This is a genomic window from Paradesulfitobacterium aromaticivorans (genome assembly GCF_054657415.1).
This window is the reverse complement of record NZ_BAAHYT010000009.1, coordinates 40,246-56,624: the sequence shown is the minus strand read 5'-3', so window position 1 is coordinate 56,624 and position 16,379 is coordinate 40,246. Positions and strand designations below refer to the sequence as shown.

Here is a 16,379-nt window from a genome sequence, read left to right as displayed (position 1 = left end):
GCTCCTCAGTTCGAGAACAGGGAATCAGCGGAATCTAAATCGTAGCTTACAAGCAGGCAGGAAAAGGAAAGAGTATGCGTCAGGTTAAATTAGGTTTGAAAGGACCGCTTGTGTCCGAAGTGTGCTTTGGCAGTTTAGCCATCTCCCCTCTTCAAGGGCGTGTTACAGCCGGTGAGGGCACGGAAATTTTGCGCTATGCCATTGAGCAGGGGATAAACTGGGTCGACACAGCGGAAATTTACGATAATTATCCTCAGTTGGCCAAGGCTATTGCCGGGAATCCAGAGGTAATGGTGGCTAGTAAGTCTTATGCGGTGACGGCGGCTGAGATGCGCGCGAGCCTGGAGAAGGCGCGCAGGGGCTTGAATCGGGATGTCTTGGACTTTTTCCTGCTGCATGAACAGGAAAGCGCCTTAACTCTGCGCGGGCATCAGGCGGCCTGGGACGAACTGTTGGAGGCCAAAGCCCAAGGGATAGTGCGCTACCTAGGGATTTCTACCCATGCGGCGGGTGGCGTGCGGGCAGGGGCTCTCCAGCCGGGCTTGGATGTTATTCATCCAATTCTTAATTACCAGGGAATCGGGATCATTGATGGCACACTTGAGGATATGCTTAATGCTATCTCTTTTGCAGCCGAGCTGGGGATCGGCATTTATGCCATGAAGGTTCTGGGCGGCGGACACCTTGCTCATGACCCGGTTCAGGCATTTGATTTTATCCGCCAGGTCAAAGGAGTCCAGGCCATGGCTTTGGGGATGTCGAGCAAAGCAGAAGTAGATTTTAATTTGCTCCTGCTTGCCGGCCAAGATGTTCCGCCGGAGCTTAGTCAGGTTGTGCACAAACGGGAGCGTAAGCTTTATATAGCAGACTGGTGCCAAGGCTGTGGCCGCTGTGTCGAGGTTTGCCCACAAGGGGCTTTATATCTGGAGGGGCAGGCCAAAGTCAAAGCAGCTGAGTGTGTGCTCTGCGGATACTGTGGCCGGGTTTGCCCGCATTTTTGCTTAAAGATTGTGTAAGAAGCTTGAAAAAAAGCCTGAGTAAGAAGCGATGTGTGGAGGTTGTAGAAGCTTGCGTATAATGGGTCTGGATTATGGGGAACGTACGATTGGGGTGGCTGTGAGCGACTCCTTGCTCTGGACGGCTCAAGGGGTAACGACCATTCGACGCTCCCGCGCCGAGCTTGAGCAGCTTGAGGACATAATTAAGTCATATGAGGTCAGCGAGATTGTGCTGGGCTATCCTAAAAATATGAATGGCACGATCGGTCCGCGCGCCCTATTGACAGAGGAGTTTGCCCAAGTTCTGCGTGAACGCTTCGGACTGCCGGTAGAGTTTTGGGATGAACGTCTCAGTACGGTGGCCGCGCAGCGCTCCCTCCTGGAAGCTGACTTGTCACGGGCTAAACGCAAAAAGGTCGTGGACAAGATGGCTGCGGTCGTGATCCTGCAGGGTTACTTAGACCGCCGACAGGCAGAGGAAACAAAGAACAGGATGAAAATGGACACGTTACTCCCTGATGACGAAAATCTCCAGTAAACCCACCAACTCCGGCGATTTGACAAACATTACCTGCGGGTAGTAAAATGACATTATCTTTTATAAGAGGTGAAACGAATGACTGAGCACGATCACGACCACGAGCACGAGCACGAGCATGACCACGAGGCGGAAGAATTCGATACAATCATCCTCACGGACGATGAGGGGAAAGATCACGAATTTCTCCACCTTGACACTTTGGAAGTTGACGGTTCTACGTACTTTGTCTTAATGCCTATTAATGAACAAGATGATGAAGAAGCTGATGAGGCCATTATTTTGAAGCTTGGGCACGATGAAAACGGCAATGAAATGCTGCTCGACATCGAAAATGACGAAGAATGGGAAAAAGTCGCAGACGCCTGGGAGAACCTGGAGGACGAAGAAGAGTAGTCCGAAGCCCGAAGTCGCGGGGGATAGTACATATTTACTGGGGTCTATTCTAAAAAAAGTGTTACGTAAGATTTACGGACACCAAGCTGAACTTGGCAGCAGGGTTATCGAACGCAGTAGAAAAACTCGCCTAATTAAAGAGGCGAGTTTTTTCTATGTGCGTGCAAAAAATGTGCTGAGAAAGGTAAGACTAAAAAGGTGAACAGGGGGTGAAGATGTGCGCTTGACAAAAAAGTCAGCATTCCAGGTAATTCTCATTTTGGCTCTAACGGCCCTTACAGGATTTCTTGCTGGCTGTGCGGGCACTTCTACTCTAAATGCGGATACGCCGCTGCCTGCCGGAACCAAAGTTGACGACACAGACTTAAGTGGCTTATCCTTGAAAGAAGGGAGACAGAAACTAACGCAGTATGCAAAGGACAAGCTGGAACAAAGTCTGTTCCTAGTGTACAATGATAAACGGGTAAGTGTAACTTGGAAGGAGCTTGGAGTTGGGCTAGATGCAGATCAGACTCTGAATAGGGTTGCGAGCATGCCCGGCCAGGTGAGCGCCAGCATCTTAAAGATAGACCCCTTAAAGGCAAGCAACGCTCTCGATGAAAAGCTTTCCTTCCTCAAACGTCCGGCTCAAGATGCCAGTTACACGATTAAGGATGACAAGTTTGTAATCAAACCTGCTGTTTCCGGACTCTCAGTAAATGTTGATCAGATCATCCACAAGGCTAAGGAATATTCTTTGGCTTCCTTGCCGCCCCAGATCGAAGTGTCCTTGGCCGAAGTTCCCGCAGCGGTTACGACCGAGGGTATGAAAGAATTGGCTTTTGACGGGGTGATTGGGGATTTTAGTACGAAATTTGCAGTGCAAGAGGAGAACAGAACAGCGAACTTAACGGCAGCAGCCAAAGCTCTCGATAAGAAAGTTATCAAGCCAGGGGAAACCTTCTCTTTTAATCAAACAGTAGGTCCCAGAACTCCGGATACAGGGTACAAAGATGCTTATGTAATAATTAATAATGAGTACGTCCAGGGCACAGGAGGGGGAATTTGTCAGGTTTCCTCCACCTTATATAATACTGTTCTTCTGGCTAACCAGCCCGTAATGGAAAGAGTGCCTCATGCTGTCGCCGTTACTTACGTTCAGCCGGGGCTTGACGCTACGGTTAACTACCCTAATCTCGACTTCAAGTTCAAAAATGATACGACAGGCATTCTCTATCTGCGCACGGAAGTGCGTCCGGGAATACTCACGATCCGTTTGTGGGGAAAAAAGAATGACAAGACTATAACTTTTCAGCATGAAGTTGAAAAGGAAATAGACTTTCAGACAGAGCAAAGACCAGACCCCCGCTTGCAGGTTGGTAAAGTGGTTCAAGAGCAGACAGGAAGCAAAGGGTACATTGTCAAGACTTGGCGTATAGTGAAAGACAGCCAGGGTAACGAGGTGCGCCAGCTTTTAAGCCGGGATGAGTACAAGCCTGCTAACCGGATTCTGCGCGTTGGGGTAAAGGAATAGGTTTTTTAGGTGCTTCAGGAGAAAGAGAGAGTGTGGGTGTGGGTAAAAAAATTTTAGTATTGCTGCTAGCTGTAGTTATCACCTTGGGGGGGATTACTGCCTGGTGGAATACAGCCAGTAAAGCTTATGCTCAGACAGATAAAACAGAATTATTCGTGCTCACTCCGGGTATGACGGCAAGTCAGGTGGCCGCAGAATTGGAACGACGTCATCTCATTCGCAGCGCCTGGGCCTTCAGGGTCTTAGTTCGCTCCCACCAGGCTGATTCCAAGCTCTTTGCCGGAGATTATCTGCTGTCTCAGGCCATGAGCCCTGCCGCAATAATCGACAGTTTGCTCAAAGGTCCTCAGGCCGCGGCGGTCAGGGTAACCATTCCCGAAGGGTTCACGACCGAACAGGTCATTGGGGTGCTTGTGGAAAAAGGACTGGGAAAGAAAGAGGACTTTGTGCAGGTTATCTCATCATATGACTTCCCGTACAGCTTTCTCACAGGAGCAGCCAAAGGAGAGCACAGGCTGGACGGATTTTTGTTTCCCGATACCTATTTTATCGACAAGAAAAGCAGTCCGAATGAAATCCTAGATATTTTCCTTAAGCGGTTTGGGCAAGAGCTGACAGCTGAGGCAACAGCCCGGCTTAAGGAGATGCGCATGTCTGTACATGATTGGGTAACTTTAAGTTCTTTGGTAGAAAAAGAGGCGGTTCACGAATCTGACCGCGCGCTCATAGCCTCAGTCTTCCTCAACCGCCTTAGGATAAACATGCCTTTACAGTCTTGTGCTACTATCCAGTTCCTCTTAGGCACACCTAAACCCAAGCTATATGACAAAGACCTGCAGATTCCCTCTCCTTATAATACCTATCTTAATACCGGACTTCCGCCGGGTCCGATTGCCAATCCCGGCCATGCTTCGTTAGATGCCGTCTTGCACCCGCAACAGACCGATTATTTCTATTTTGTGGCGAAAAGTGACGGCTACCATGTCTTTGCCAAGACGTTCGCTGAGCACCTGCAAAACCAACAGAAATACCAACCATGATGTTCACAGGCTGAACTTTTTCCTCTCTTCGTCAAGCTCCTCTATTAAGGTGGTAAGCTCTTGGGCGCGCGAGCTGATCGATTCGGCGGCGGCACTCATCTCCTGGGCTGAGGCGGCAATCTCTTGCGCTGCGGCAGCATTTTCCTGTGAAGAAGCTGCCACCATATTGATTTCTCCAGCTATGCTTTGACCGTAACCCAAAACTTCACGTGGCCGTTTCGGCCTTTTTGAGCGCAGAGGAGACTTCACGCGATCCGTCTGAACTCGCTTAAGGCTTTAATTGCAGTTTCCCAGGATTTCTTCATGGTATAAAATCCTTTCTCAAAATGGTTGGTAGTTCTGACTATTTTTATTACTTCTTCATTTCCAAAATATTACCAGTACAAGCTGTGATTTGTCTTTAGTTTGTCATTTTAGTAAGTACTTAAAGCATAGCAGTGGTGTAAGCTGTAAGCAAACGTTTGTCTTATTACCTAAGTATGATATCCTGTAAGTGTTTACTGCTACATAAGTCCTGGGTATGCGAGGAATGATCTTTGCACACAAATGATTTCGGCGAGAATTGAGGAGCTTTGGATGAAACCTGAATTATTGGCACCCGCAGGGGACTTGGAAAAACTAAAATTTGCGTATGTGTACGGAGCAGATGCTGCTTATATCGGCGGCAGTGCCTTTGGGCTGAGGGCGTATGCGGGAAACTTCGATTACGGTGAAATGGAGGAAGCGGTGAAGCTCGCTCACAGTCTTAAACGTAAACTCTATGTTACTGTGAATATCTTTGCCCATGAGCAGGATTTTGACGAACTTCCGACTTACTTGCAGAAGCTCGAAAGCTTAGGCTTGGATGCGGCGATTATCTCTGACCCCGGGGTTTTGGCCTTAGCCCGCGAAGTCGCGCCTAAGTTTCCTCTGCATCTTAGCACCCAGGCGAATAACACGAATTCTCACACTGTCCGTTTCTGGCTTAAGCACGGAGTGGAACGGGTGGTATTAGCACGTGAACTCACGTTGGAGGAACTGGGGCAAGTGCGAGCCAAGGTCGAAGGTGAACTGGAGATGTTCATCCACGGGGCCATGTGCATGTCCTATTCCGGACGCTGCCTTATCAGTAATTATCTCACAGGCCGGGATGCCAACCGTGGGGAGTGTACTCAGCCTTGCCGTTGGAGCTATTCTTTGCAAGAGGAGAAGCGTCCGGGAGAGCTTTTTCCGATTGAGGAAGATGAGCGTGGAACTTATATTTTCAACTCGCACGACTTATGCCTGTTGCCTTATTTACCTCTCTTGAAACCCATGAATATTGAGAGCTGGAAGATTGAAGGCCGCATGAAAAGCGTGCACTATGTGGCCAGCACGGTCAAAGTCTATCGTGAAGCGATTGACACCCTATGGGAGCAGGGGGAAGAAGCCTTTCAAGCCCGTTTGCCTGAATGGCTGGAGGAGATGGACAAAGTAAGCCATCGGGACTATTCGGCAGGATTCTTGTTTGGCAAGCCCGGACCCCAAGCGCACAACCTTGAGACATCACATTATGTGCGGGAGTATGACTTTGTGGGAGTAGCGGCGGAGCAGGAGAAGGTGCGTGAAATGAGTTCCGCTGAAAGTACCCGCGCCTGGGTGGAACAGCGCAATAACTTCCGCATAGGAGAAGTATTGGAGGTTCTTACCCCACGCGGAGAATCCTGGAGCTTCGAAGTCAAAGGAATGTGGGATACGGAAGGGAATCCCGTGGAAGTAGCCCGCCATGCGCAACAGCTATTGCTGCTGGAAGTGCCGAGGGAGCTTGAGCCCCATAGCATATTGCGAAGGGCTAAGGTGGAGAAGAAGGGGTAACTCTTTGATTCGACAAATATCGGGAAGCACCAGACCCCTTATGGGATAAACTGGAGTATAAACTGCTGCGGAGGAATTTACATGGTAGAAAAGCTTAATGCACAAGAACGAATGCCCTCCTATGCTGACGCTGACATACTCGTTAAGGCCAAGGTTAAACGCGAGGACATCCAGATGCTGGTCAAGCTGGTCGAAGGTCTGGGACACCTTGGGGTGGTTACGACAATTAACAAAGTCGAAGGGGAAGTCGTCATTCAGTCCACTAAGGACTGCTGGCCGGACATAAGGACAGCGATTCTTAGCATGCCTTTTTACGTAGAACTTATGGATTAAAAAATTTACTCGCAATTGGTCGGCTTTTCAGAAAAAACTGCATTGACGAGCTATACCTAAATCAATTACAATATGTGCAGATAGTCTTAAAGTCAATAGGACTATCGGGTAATATTCGGAATATTTATTACATAACGGGGGTTGAGTTAGGCTTTTTTGCCCATGTAGCTCTTGGTCGGTGGGTAAACTCAAAAGCGAAACTACTAAAATTGGTGGGAGGAAAAAAGAATGATGAGACAGGTTAATGCGGCAAGAATGAGCCGAAAAAAAGAGGGTGGCTTCACGTTGATCGAGTTGATGATCGTGATCGCGGTGATCGGGATTTTGGCGATTGTGTTGATACCGAAGGTGGGGACGGTGAAGACACAAGCGAAAGCAGCAGGGATTGATACTAATATCAGAATGGTTGAGGCTTATGCCCAGAGCCGTATCAATAGTTGGGCTAATGCAACAGACAACAGCGGAAACTTGACAGGGACAACTCAAGCTGTTATTGCGGCTGATATTGCCAGCGCATTTTCAACCGGTGGTAGTAATGGTCAAATGGCTAATCCTTTTTCGGGAGATATAATGGTAGCCAATTTGATTAGTGGTGGAACGTGGGGAAATGATGCTATGGATATTTATAGTAGTGATCCAGGTACACTAGCAACAGTGGCAGGTACTATTGTAGTCGTTCCGGATGTTACAGTAATTTCAAGTTCTCCCTCCAGTGGAATAACGATTTATGCCCATGATAATGCGGGAAAGCTAATGAATGACAAAACCATCCGTATTACTCCTTAAGTAAAAATATTTTGTTAGGATTAAAAAGTCTTTTAGGGTGTTTACCAAAACACCCTTTTCTTATATCCGCAACCGTTATACACTTATTCTACTACCCATTAAGGAGGCACATCCCATGGCCATACGCCAAGAACGCAAACGCCTCGGCGAAATCCTCATCGCTGGGGGCGCGATCACACAATCTCAGCTGGAAGAAGCTCTGAAAGCGCAAAAGAACCTTGGCCTGCGCCTTGGCGAAGTGTTGATTAAGCAGGGTCTGGTCACGGAAGATGACATCCTGCGCACCATGCAGAGCCAGTTGGGGCTGCCCTCGATTGACTTAAACCGGGTTGTCGTTCCGGAGCAAATTTTAAAGATGCTGCCGGAGACGGTTGTCCGCAAATATACGGTATTGCCGATTGAACTGACGAATGGGCAGTTGATGGTGGCGACGAGCGACCCTACGGATTATTTCGCCTTGGATGACATTCGGCTCGCATCGGGCATGATGATCAAGCCCTGCCTGGCGAAAAAAGGGGATATCCTGAAGGCTATCGACCGTTTCTATGGGCGCAGTGAAGCGGTGAAAGCGGCCCGCGAGTATGCCAAACAGTTAGGAGTCGTGCAAACGGCCGCCACCTCTCAGACGGCTGCGGTGCTCCCCCAAGGCACCGGACCGACTGCGGCTGAGAATGAAGATGAAGCGACCCCGATCATCCGCTTCCTGAATACGATTATCGAAAATGCGGTTAACAATTTCGCCAGTGATATTCACATCGAACCCATTGAAGAAGAGCTGAGAGTGCGCTTTCGCATTGACGGGGTGTTGCGGGAAATCATGCGCACGCATATCAGCATGGCCGGGCCGGTGGTCAGCCGGGTGAAGATCATGGCGGACTTAAACATTGCCGAGCGGCGGCTGCCCCAGGATGGACGGATTTCTTACTTGGCGGCCGGCAAAGCGATCGACCTGCGGGTTTCGACGACCCCGACGATGTACGGGGAAAAGGTCGTCTTGCGTATCTTGGATAAATCGAGTGTCATCCTGGAGAAAAGTGCGCTGGGCCTGCAGGGCCAGGATCTGGAGCTTTTTGATGAGCTGAGCGCTAAACCGTATGGGATCGTCCTGGTGACGGGGCCGACAGGAAGCGGCAAGACGACAACCCTGTACACGATGCTGAACCAGCTCAATACACCGGAGAAGAATATTGTAACCTTGGAGGATCCGGTGGAGTTCAATTTCAAAGGGGTCAATCAGATGCAGGTTAACCCGAAAGCCGGGCTGACCTTTGCGGCGGGGCTACGTTCCATTCTGCGCCAGGATCCGGATATCATCATGGTGGGTGAGATGCGGGACAATGAGACGGCCGAGATTGCGGTGCGTTCAGCCTTGACCGGGCACTTGGTTTTGTCCACGATCCATACGAATGATGCGGCGAGTGCCATTACCCGCTTGGTGGACATGGATATCGAGCCGTTCTTGATTTCCGCTTCTCTTCTTGGGATTATCTCCCAGCGCCTCGTGCGGCGCGTTTGCCCTCAATGTGGGGCTGAGTATGAGGCAAGCCCGAAGGACCTGCAGTTGTTAGGGCTGGAAGCGGGAGAGAAGGTCAGTTTAAAGAAAGGCCGAGGCTGTGCCTACTGCCATCACAGCGGCTACAAAGGGCGGGTGGCCATTTTCGAGATCATGCGCATCACCGCCGGGCACCGGCATTTGATCGATAGCCGCGCGACGGCGGATGAATTGAAAGCGCACGCGATCGCTGAGGGAATGGTCACCTTGAAAGAAGCGGCCGCCCAGCTCGTGAAACAAGGGGTAACCACCGTCGATGAACTTCTGAGAGTTACGTATGTTAATGATTAGGCCCAGTTAGAAGCATGGAATTATTGTAATCGTCAGGGCTGGGAGTGATGTCGATGCAGTTTCGCTATAAAGTCATCAATGAGCAGATGCAGATTGCTGCCGGGGTATTGGAGGCGGTGGATTTGGACGCCGCCAAGCGCACGTTGGCCGAGAATGCGTGGCAACTGATCGAACTCTCTGAGGTCAAAGGCTGGAGCAGTTTGCTCGGCCAAGAGTTCAAGGGCAAGGTGAAATACGAATCCGTTGCGGCTTTTTGCAGCCAGATGGCGATGATGATTCGTTCGGGGGCCAATCTGGTGCGCGGTTTGGAAATCCTGCAAGCCCAGTCCGAGGATCGACGCCTGAAAGAGGTCATTGAGACGGTGTTTCGCGGCGTGAGCCGGGGAAATTCTTTGGCCCAGGCTATGCGCGATACCCAGGGAGCCCTGCCCGATCTCCTCGTCAACCTGGTTGCAGTCGGAGAGCAGAGCGGGATGCTGGATTCGGTCTTAACGAGCATGGCTGAGTATTATGAGCGGGAGAATTTTATCCGAAAAAAAATAGCCAGTGCGGCCATTTACCCTGTGATCATGACGGTGGTGCTCGTTGGCTTGATCGCCTTTTTTCTCGGTTTTATCCTGCCGGAGATCATGGATCTCCTGACCCAGAACGGACAAAAGCTGCCGGCGATCACGCAGTTTATTGTGGATAGTTCCAATTTCCTGAAGGCTTATGGCTTGGTGCTAGTTGTAGTCCTCGTGGGACTTTCGGCCGCGCTGTCCCGGCTTTTCCGCATACCCAAATACCGTTATTACCTGGATGACTTTCTCCTGCGGCTGCCGCTTATGGGCAAGAACACCCGCGATGTCGTGACGGCGCGCTTTTCCCGGACGTTGGCCCTTTTTCTGCACTCTTCGATCCCGATCGTTCCCATCCTCAACTCGATGGAGAACATCGTGGGCAACGAGGTTCCCCGCTTGGCGGTGGTGCGCGCCCGCGAGCGGGTAATCCGGGGGGAAACCTTGGCTTTGGCCTTTGGTCAGGAAAAATTTTTTGATCCCTTGGTTATTCAGATGATGTCGATTGGAGAAGAGACGGGGCGCTTGGAGGAATTGATGGAAGAAGTGGCGAATAACTATGATAAACGGGTAGAAATTGGCATTGCCCGCATGGTGGCCTTGGTGGAACCCATCTTTACCATCATCATCGGTATTTTTGCCGGAGGGATGATTATTTCGATCGCTTTGCCGATCTTCAACATGGCTAATGTAGTCAAATAAGAATAAGAATAAGAATGGTTTAATAGGGTTCTGAGATCATTGAAGGATAGCGCTAAACCCGAACATATTGGATTAGATAGGAAGTTTGCCATGACTCCTGCTACCAAAGTGGAACGCGGACGGTTCAAGTCTAAGGCGGGTTTCACCTTAATCGAAGTCATGCTGGTGATCGCTGTAATCAGCATTATTGCTGTCGTGTCTGTGCCGAAATACCAGGCGCTTACGGATCATTATCACTTAGAGTCCTCAGCCCAAGCGGTGTCCGGGCGTCTGCGCTACGCCAAACAGGCGGCGATGGATCTGCGCCAGACCGTTTATGTCGGTTTAACCAACAACGGGGTGCAAGTTTTTAATGCATCCGGAAGTCCTGTGGGCGAGTTCCAGGCTTTTGACGCAGGTATTTCTTTTTCAGACCAGGCTGGTTCCGGACTAAGCTCGATCCTGGGCACAGGGTATACCGGGGTCGCCTATGATTATCGGGGGTTTGTGCTGGCTGGCGGCTGCAGTTCAAATCCGGGCTTTGCCGCCTGCATCCCTTTAACCAGTGCCCGGACAGGGCAAAGTGTGCACATCAATATCGGGAGTGGCACCGGGTATGTGACAATCGGCTCTCCTTAACCGGAAAGAGGGGTCAGGATGGGAAACGAAAAAGGAATGACTATTCTCGAAGTAGTTATCGCCTTGACTATTTTCATCATTGGAATAGGATTTTTAGTACAGAGTGACGCGGTGTCCTACCACTACCGGGCACAAAGAGAGCTCAGACAGCAGATGCTTTTTTATGCAGCCGGACAAACCGAAGTTCTGTTGGAAGGGCAGAATGTCTCAGATCCCAACCCTCCTTTCAGTAACTTCAGTGTGCAGACAGATATTACTGAAGTAAATTCGCAGCCTTCAGACAAGGTTACCCTTGAACAAGTGCGCCTAACGGTGACGAGTAATGCGGCGAGCGCTCCGGAACCTGTCAGTATTTATACCTATAGGATTAAGCCATGATGAAGCACAAACACAACGGCTTTACTTTATTAGAGGTAATGATTGCCATCGCTATTTTCGGGTTTCTGATGCTGTATACTTCGCAGCTCATGAGCCAGGAGATCCGCTTGTTCAACTCGGCCTTAAAGGAAAACGAAGTGCAGCAGAAAGCCCGTACCTCAATGATGCATGTCCTTGATGAAATCCGGCTGCATGCTTTCACCTATTATTTCCGCAGCGGGCAGGCTTCTGACAGCGGGGTTTATTATAATGATACTAACAACAACGGTGCGATTACCGCCTTGGTCGTACCGAGTCCCGCAGACCCTGATAACTTGCCACAGGGGACGATTTATTGGGATGCAGCCGGACAGAGGCTCTGGTTTAAGCGGGATAATACGGAAAAGTATCTGGTTGCCGACCAAATTTCTGCATTCAGTATTACTGAAGTAAGCCCTCCGGCCAACCAACATTTAATTAAAATCGAAATAACTGCGGGAGATCCGGGTTCCCCAGAGTCTTACCGGCTCGTTACTTGGGCCCGTTTGTATTAGGTGAGAATAAATTTTCGACAACAAGCAACAGTATAGAATTCAGGCCGGAGTGCGTTAGGCCAGAGTGGTGGTGTCATATGCGCCAAAGGGGTTCAGCCCTACTGACATCCGTGATCGTGGTGATGGTCTTATTCCTTATTTCCGGAGTATTTTTTTCTATAGTAATGTATCAAACGAGACTGGAAACTTCGGAGGAAAAGGCGCTTAAAGCATATTATTTAGCAGAAGCAGGAATTAATTATGAGATTGCCCAAGTCTTAAACCAGGCTACTCCGCCGCCCCAAAACGATCTTGTATCGGTTAGCTCTCCTTTTGGCTCCGATTACGGCGGGGAATTCTCAGTGCAATGGGTAGATGACGGGAACGGGCATACATTTACGGTTACCAGTTCCGGTAGCTATCAGGGGATCAGGAGGACGCTGAAGGAACAATACAAATACCCCACGGGGCCCAATCCCTGATTGAAGATTAATGATTTCTCCGATCAAGCCGCTGTTACTGGCTAAGTATCTATATCCACGGGCTAACAATGCAGGAGGTGGAGGCAATGAAGAGATCGCTAAGGTATTTACCGCGGTTGTTATTTGTAATACTTGTGGGTGTGAGTTTGCTTCTGGCCGGATGTGACAGCGGTGAGAACGATAATAATAAACCTCCTTCTGAGTGCGATAAAACAGGGGGGCGTACGTTTGCGGTATCTGACACATTGCCGGACGGCTCCGGCAACGGAAACGGGGAATCCGGATCGAATAAGGATGTATTGATCAAAGACAAATATGTTAGCCAAGAGTTTACGGTTTATATTTATGTCAGCAATAACGGGGAAAAGGTTAAAGACAATGAGGCCAAAGATGTGAAGGTTTCTCTCATTAATGCGGATACTGAAGCAACAATCAGAACTTTTGGCTCGTTTGACATTCCTGAAGGAGGGAATCACGCTTTAAGCGTAACTTATGACAAGCCGGCCCGTGTGTATTTTCATGTAGAAGGGGAAATACGTAAGGGTGGAAGTGACAATGATAAGGACGAAAATGGCAACAACAAAAATTCCGGTGATGGTGGAAAAGGTAACGAAAGTGAAAAACACTGGGAATCTATATGCGGTAATAGCAATGTGTTTAATATTGCTGTTATTGCCAACAAACTAAAATTAGAAGGTTTTAAAGATTTTGCATTAGATCAGGCTCTTGATGCCTCAGATCCTAATGCCACTGAACCGAAATGGAAAGCGGGACATGGATTCTATATTAAGATTACGGCCCAAAAACCTGATGACACTACTGATACAAGTTTTTCTTTTGATGATTTGCCGGCAGGCTGGAAAATAGTTGCACTTGATCCTTCCGGTAACCCCTATCCTGAGACTGTTTTTGCTGTTATAGGAGAACCGCAGCAGGTAAGCCCAGGTATTGGCAGGATTAACGCAGAGTTTAATGATGTTGGAATTATTAAGCTGCGTGTCGACGGAATCGAAGGGGTTGAGTCTGATTCTAAATCGGTAGGCCGTTTTATCCCTGACCATTTCGAACTTACGGCAGGTCCGGTCTTAAAGGTCAGAGGCGACATCGGGTCTGAGTATGACTCGTTACCTGATGCTGAACGCTTCTGGGGCTATATTGGGGAGCCGGTGGACCTTCAGCTTACCGTTAAAGCCGTTTCCGCGAATGGGCGCACGACCGAAAATTATATCGGGGACTTCGCTAAGTTTAACAGCGTACTCGGAAGCGCCTCTAATCCCGGCTGGGGACTTAAGCTGAGCTCGGATGCCGGGGATACCACAGGGCGTCTGCAACTGTCACCGGGGGTGGGAGCTTTTAACGAGGGGGTAGCATCTTTAACTGCTACGGTTAAAGTAGGGAAAGCTTCGAATAGCCAAGAAACCCTTACGGGGTTAAGCTTAAGCGTGCAGCCAACAGATCCGGACGGAGTAACATTAAACGCTGCGGCCCCGGCGCTGATTATAGGGAGAAACAACTCACTTTCAGGACCGTTTAGTCTTTATGGAGGCCGGATTCACGTAATCGGGGGTTACTATACCGAACCGACCGTAACAGTACCGTTATATGTGGAGCGCTGGGATAATGGACAATTTATTAAAAATACCTTGGATTCCCAGACATCCATTCCTCAGGGGGGGTTAACTGAGTCCGGAGGTCCGCCTAATGTCCTAAGTATCTCTAACAAACTTCTGGAATTCAGGGACGGAGAGGAGGGCCTTCCTATCACCAATAACGGTGGCAGCAATATTACACGTACGCTTGCTCCGCTTGCGATCCCTTCCTACTTCGACTTCTACTCTGAGAACTTGGCTTGGGGGCAAATACTCCAGCCTGGTGGGTCTCCGGGGAACAGCGATATTATCTGGGAAAAGGAAGAGCCCTAACAACAACTTTTAGCATAGAGGAGTTAAAGCAGGTGTTCAACAAACGGAAATGGGTAGCAGTCCTGCGTGATGATAACTGGGTAGTCGCCAAAGTCGCACGCGCTAAGAATAATGTCAAAGTCTTAAAACTCAAGACATATCAAGCAAAACGAGCTTCATCCCCTGGAACTGACATGACACTGAATACTCCTCCCGTAAACTTTGATATTGAAGCGGTTGAGGGTGGCGCGCGCGCCCGGGCAGATTCCCCTGTGGAAAATGATCTTGCCTCTTGGCTGCGTCAGGAAAAGATCCCGCTGCATAAACTCCATCTAGCTCTTTCTTGCCCGGGAGTAATTACCCGGATGATAACCCTACCTGTGCTTAAGGCCAAAGAGTTGGATAAACTTCTTACGGAACAGGTGGATCAGTATTTCACCTTGAATATCGAAGATTACATTGTTGATTATAGGATTCTAGAGCAAGTTAAGGAAGACGGGCAGGATCGCCAGCGTATACTCTTGGCGGCCCTGCCAAGGTTCCAGTGGGAAAGGTTTTGGTCAGAGTGGGAGAAAATCGGACTTAAGCCTCGGGCTGTTGATCTGGTGGCAGATAGCCTGGCCCGGCTCTACGGAGTTTTAGGCAAGCCCTCATCCGTCCACGGTCAGAAGGCGGTACACGGAGAAATACGCGGTGCTACAAGCAATGCTACCAGCAGTGATACAAGCGTAACTGCCGCTGCCGGCAATCTGTCGGAAGATAAAGCGGTGAGCGAAGATGTGGCGATCATAGATTTAAGCAGTAGCAGAGTAGAGTTCGTTTTATTGGAGCATGGGATCCTTTTTCTCTATTCGGATTTGGAACTGCATTTGGAAGAATTCGCGGACTTTATGATTTCTCGGAAAGCTGATGCGGGGATAGAATCTGCGAAGGAACTAACCACAGATACTTCTGCAGAATCTGGAATAGATCAAGAGCTGGAACTGACAGGTGAGTCCGCTGCGGGAACTTCCGAAACTGAATCAGCCTTTGGGTTTTCAGAATCGAAGACCGCTACCCGGGAATGGGTGCGCTCAGAGATTGAAATGGCCTTACTGCCCATTTTCCGGACGATGGCTGACTTCTTAAACTTTTTTGCCGCTCGTCATTTTGGGAAACCAGTTGACCGGGTATACCTGACGGGCGAATACGCGAACTGGAGTTTTGTGCCCGAGCTTTTTGAGAGTAATTTGGATGTTCCGGTTCAAGCCGGGTTTCCTCAAAGCTGGAGGCCTAGGTTCGGCCGGAGGGCGCGCAGTTTGCAAAAAGACTGGATGAAGTATGGGAGCCTGTACGGGTTGGCCCTGCGGGAGGACTAGATGCGCGAAAAGATTGAATTTGATTTTTTGTCGGCTTGGGAAAGACAACAAGCCAGGGCTGCAGGCAAACGGATTTCGCGGCTTTCGCCCCTAGCGATGGCTGCCCTGATCGTTGGAACATTGATAATCCTCGTAGGAGCAGGTGCGCCCTGGCTCTGGGAATATAAGCTGGATCAGGAGTTGGCCGGTGTAAACCAGAAACTGTCAGGTCTGTCCCGGCTGGAAAGCAAAGTGCAGCAGCTTACGGCGCTCCAGGCCCGGAAAAATAAAGAAGAGCAGCTTCAGGCGGCGGTCAAGCAGAATACTAAAGACCCGGGGCCGCTCCTGGCTAAGTTAAGTCAGCTCCTGCCCACGGGGGCAAAAGTCAGTTCTTTTTCGCTGCAGGGTGACAATACCGTTAATTTAAGTGTGACTGTGCCGACTCCGGTAGACGTTGCCAGGCTCTGGAGCAGCCTGCGTGACTCGGGCCTGTTCCAGGACGTGGATATTAAGTCGGTATCCCTCGAAGATAAGGAACAGCAGTTAGCCTTGACCCTAAAACTGAAGACAGATAATAAACCGGATACAGGCACTAAGTAAAGACAGAGGTTG

Annotated in this window: 18 protein-coding genes; 17 read left to right on the top strand and 1 reads right to left on the bottom strand. The window is 49.6% G+C overall.

Translation table 11 applies throughout. The features are described from left to right. The first annotated feature begins 74 nt into the window (after positions 1-74). The 5 genes from ACYQ2N_RS04775 (at position 75) to mltG (ending at position 4,485) form a co-directional block, all read left to right on the top strand. Positions 75-1,016 (top strand): aldo/keto reductase, encoded by a 942-nt coding sequence (locus ACYQ2N_RS04775; RefSeq protein WP_459997845.1) that lies wholly within the window; start codon positions 75-77, stop codon positions 1,014-1,016. 52 nt (positions 1,017-1,068) lie between these two features. Next, on the top strand, positions 1,069-1,536 hold the full coding sequence (ruvX, locus tag ACYQ2N_RS04770) for a Holliday junction resolvase RuvX (protein ID WP_459997844.1): 468 nt from the start codon (positions 1,069-1,071) through the stop codon (positions 1,534-1,536). Positions 1,537-1,614: 78 nt separating this feature from the next. Then, positions 1,615-1,932: a DUF1292 domain-containing protein gene (locus ACYQ2N_RS04765; RefSeq protein ID WP_459997843.1), complete on the top strand. Its 318-nt coding sequence runs from the start codon at positions 1,615-1,617 to the stop codon at positions 1,930-1,932. A gap of 217 nt (positions 1,933-2,149) precedes the next feature. Continuing rightward, positions 2,150-3,445 (top strand): VanW family protein, encoded by a 1,296-nt coding sequence (locus ACYQ2N_RS04760; protein ID WP_459997841.1) that lies wholly within the window; start codon positions 2,150-2,152, stop codon positions 3,443-3,445. A gap of 38 nt (positions 3,446-3,483) precedes the next feature. Then, complete coding sequence (mltG, locus tag ACYQ2N_RS04755) at positions 3,484-4,485, top strand: endolytic transglycosylase MltG (protein WP_459997840.1); 1,002 nt, start codon at positions 3,484-3,486, stop codon at positions 4,483-4,485. Between the two features lie 3 nt (positions 4,486-4,488). Here the strand turns inward: mltG and ACYQ2N_RS04750 are convergent, their stop codons facing one another. Then, complete coding sequence (locus tag ACYQ2N_RS04750; protein WP_459997839.1) at positions 4,489-4,650, bottom strand: hypothetical protein; 162 nt, start codon at positions 4,648-4,650, stop codon at positions 4,489-4,491. A gap of 411 nt (positions 4,651-5,061) precedes the next feature. On the opposite strand from ACYQ2N_RS04750, the gene ACYQ2N_RS04745 reads away from it, so the two are divergent. The 12 genes from ACYQ2N_RS04745 (at position 5,062) to ACYQ2N_RS04690 (ending at position 16,367) form a co-directional block, all read left to right on the top strand. Continuing rightward, on the top strand, positions 5,062-6,318 hold the full coding sequence (locus ACYQ2N_RS04745) for a peptidase U32 family protein (protein WP_459997838.1): 1,257 nt from the start codon (positions 5,062-5,064) through the stop codon (positions 6,316-6,318). Between the two features lie 81 nt (positions 6,319-6,399). Then, positions 6,400-6,651 carry a DUF4911 domain-containing protein gene (locus ACYQ2N_RS04740; protein WP_459997836.1) on the top strand — a complete coding sequence of 84 codons (252 nt, stop codon included), beginning with the start codon at positions 6,400-6,402 and terminating at the stop codon, positions 6,649-6,651. Positions 6,652-6,879: 228 nt separating this feature from the next. Next, on the top strand, positions 6,880-7,437 hold the full coding sequence (locus ACYQ2N_RS04735) for a prepilin-type N-terminal cleavage/methylation domain-containing protein (RefSeq protein ID WP_459997835.1): 558 nt from the start codon (positions 6,880-6,882) through the stop codon (positions 7,435-7,437). A gap of 115 nt (positions 7,438-7,552) precedes the next feature. Beyond that, positions 7,553-9,280: a GspE/PulE family protein gene (locus ACYQ2N_RS04730; RefSeq protein ID WP_459997833.1), complete on the top strand. Its 1,728-nt coding sequence runs from the start codon at positions 7,553-7,555 to the stop codon at positions 9,278-9,280. Between the two features lie 53 nt (positions 9,281-9,333). Then, entirely contained in the window at positions 9,334-10,539 is a 1,206-nt protein-coding gene (locus tag ACYQ2N_RS04725; RefSeq protein ID WP_459997831.1) for a type II secretion system F family protein, read from the top strand. A gap of 90 nt (positions 10,540-10,629) precedes the next feature. Next, positions 10,630-11,157, top strand: coding sequence for a pilus assembly FimT family protein (locus ACYQ2N_RS04720; protein ID WP_459997830.1), 528 nt, complete (start codon positions 10,630-10,632; stop codon positions 11,155-11,157). 18 nt (positions 11,158-11,175) lie between these two features. After that, positions 11,176-11,535 carry a type IV pilus modification PilV family protein gene (locus tag ACYQ2N_RS04715; protein ID WP_459997829.1) on the top strand — a complete coding sequence of 120 codons (360 nt, stop codon included), beginning with the start codon at positions 11,176-11,178 and terminating at the stop codon, positions 11,533-11,535. Continuing rightward, on the top strand, positions 11,535-12,068 hold the full coding sequence (locus ACYQ2N_RS04710; RefSeq protein WP_459997827.1) for a PilW family protein: 534 nt from the start codon (positions 11,535-11,537) through the stop codon (positions 12,066-12,068). Before ACYQ2N_RS04715 ends, ACYQ2N_RS04710 begins: the two co-directional genes overlap by 1 nt. 77 nt (positions 12,069-12,145) lie before the next feature. Continuing rightward, positions 12,146-12,529, top strand: coding sequence for a hypothetical protein (locus ACYQ2N_RS04705; protein ID WP_459997825.1), 384 nt, complete (start codon positions 12,146-12,148; stop codon positions 12,527-12,529). Positions 12,530-12,615: 86 nt separating this feature from the next. Continuing rightward, a complete protein-coding gene (locus ACYQ2N_RS04700; RefSeq protein ID WP_459997824.1) occupies positions 12,616-14,451 on the top strand; it encodes a DUF6701 domain-containing protein in 1,836 nt (611 codons plus the stop codon). A gap of 32 nt (positions 14,452-14,483) precedes the next feature. Next, the gene (locus ACYQ2N_RS04695; RefSeq protein WP_459997822.1) at positions 14,484-15,788 is read left to right on the top strand and encodes a hypothetical protein; all 1,305 of its coding nucleotides are present in this window, start codon (positions 14,484-14,486) and stop codon (positions 15,786-15,788) included. Next, on the top strand, positions 15,789-16,367 hold the full coding sequence (locus tag ACYQ2N_RS04690; RefSeq protein ID WP_459997821.1) for a PilN domain-containing protein: 579 nt from the start codon (positions 15,789-15,791) through the stop codon (positions 16,365-16,367). Positions 16,368-16,379 lie beyond the last annotated feature (12 nt).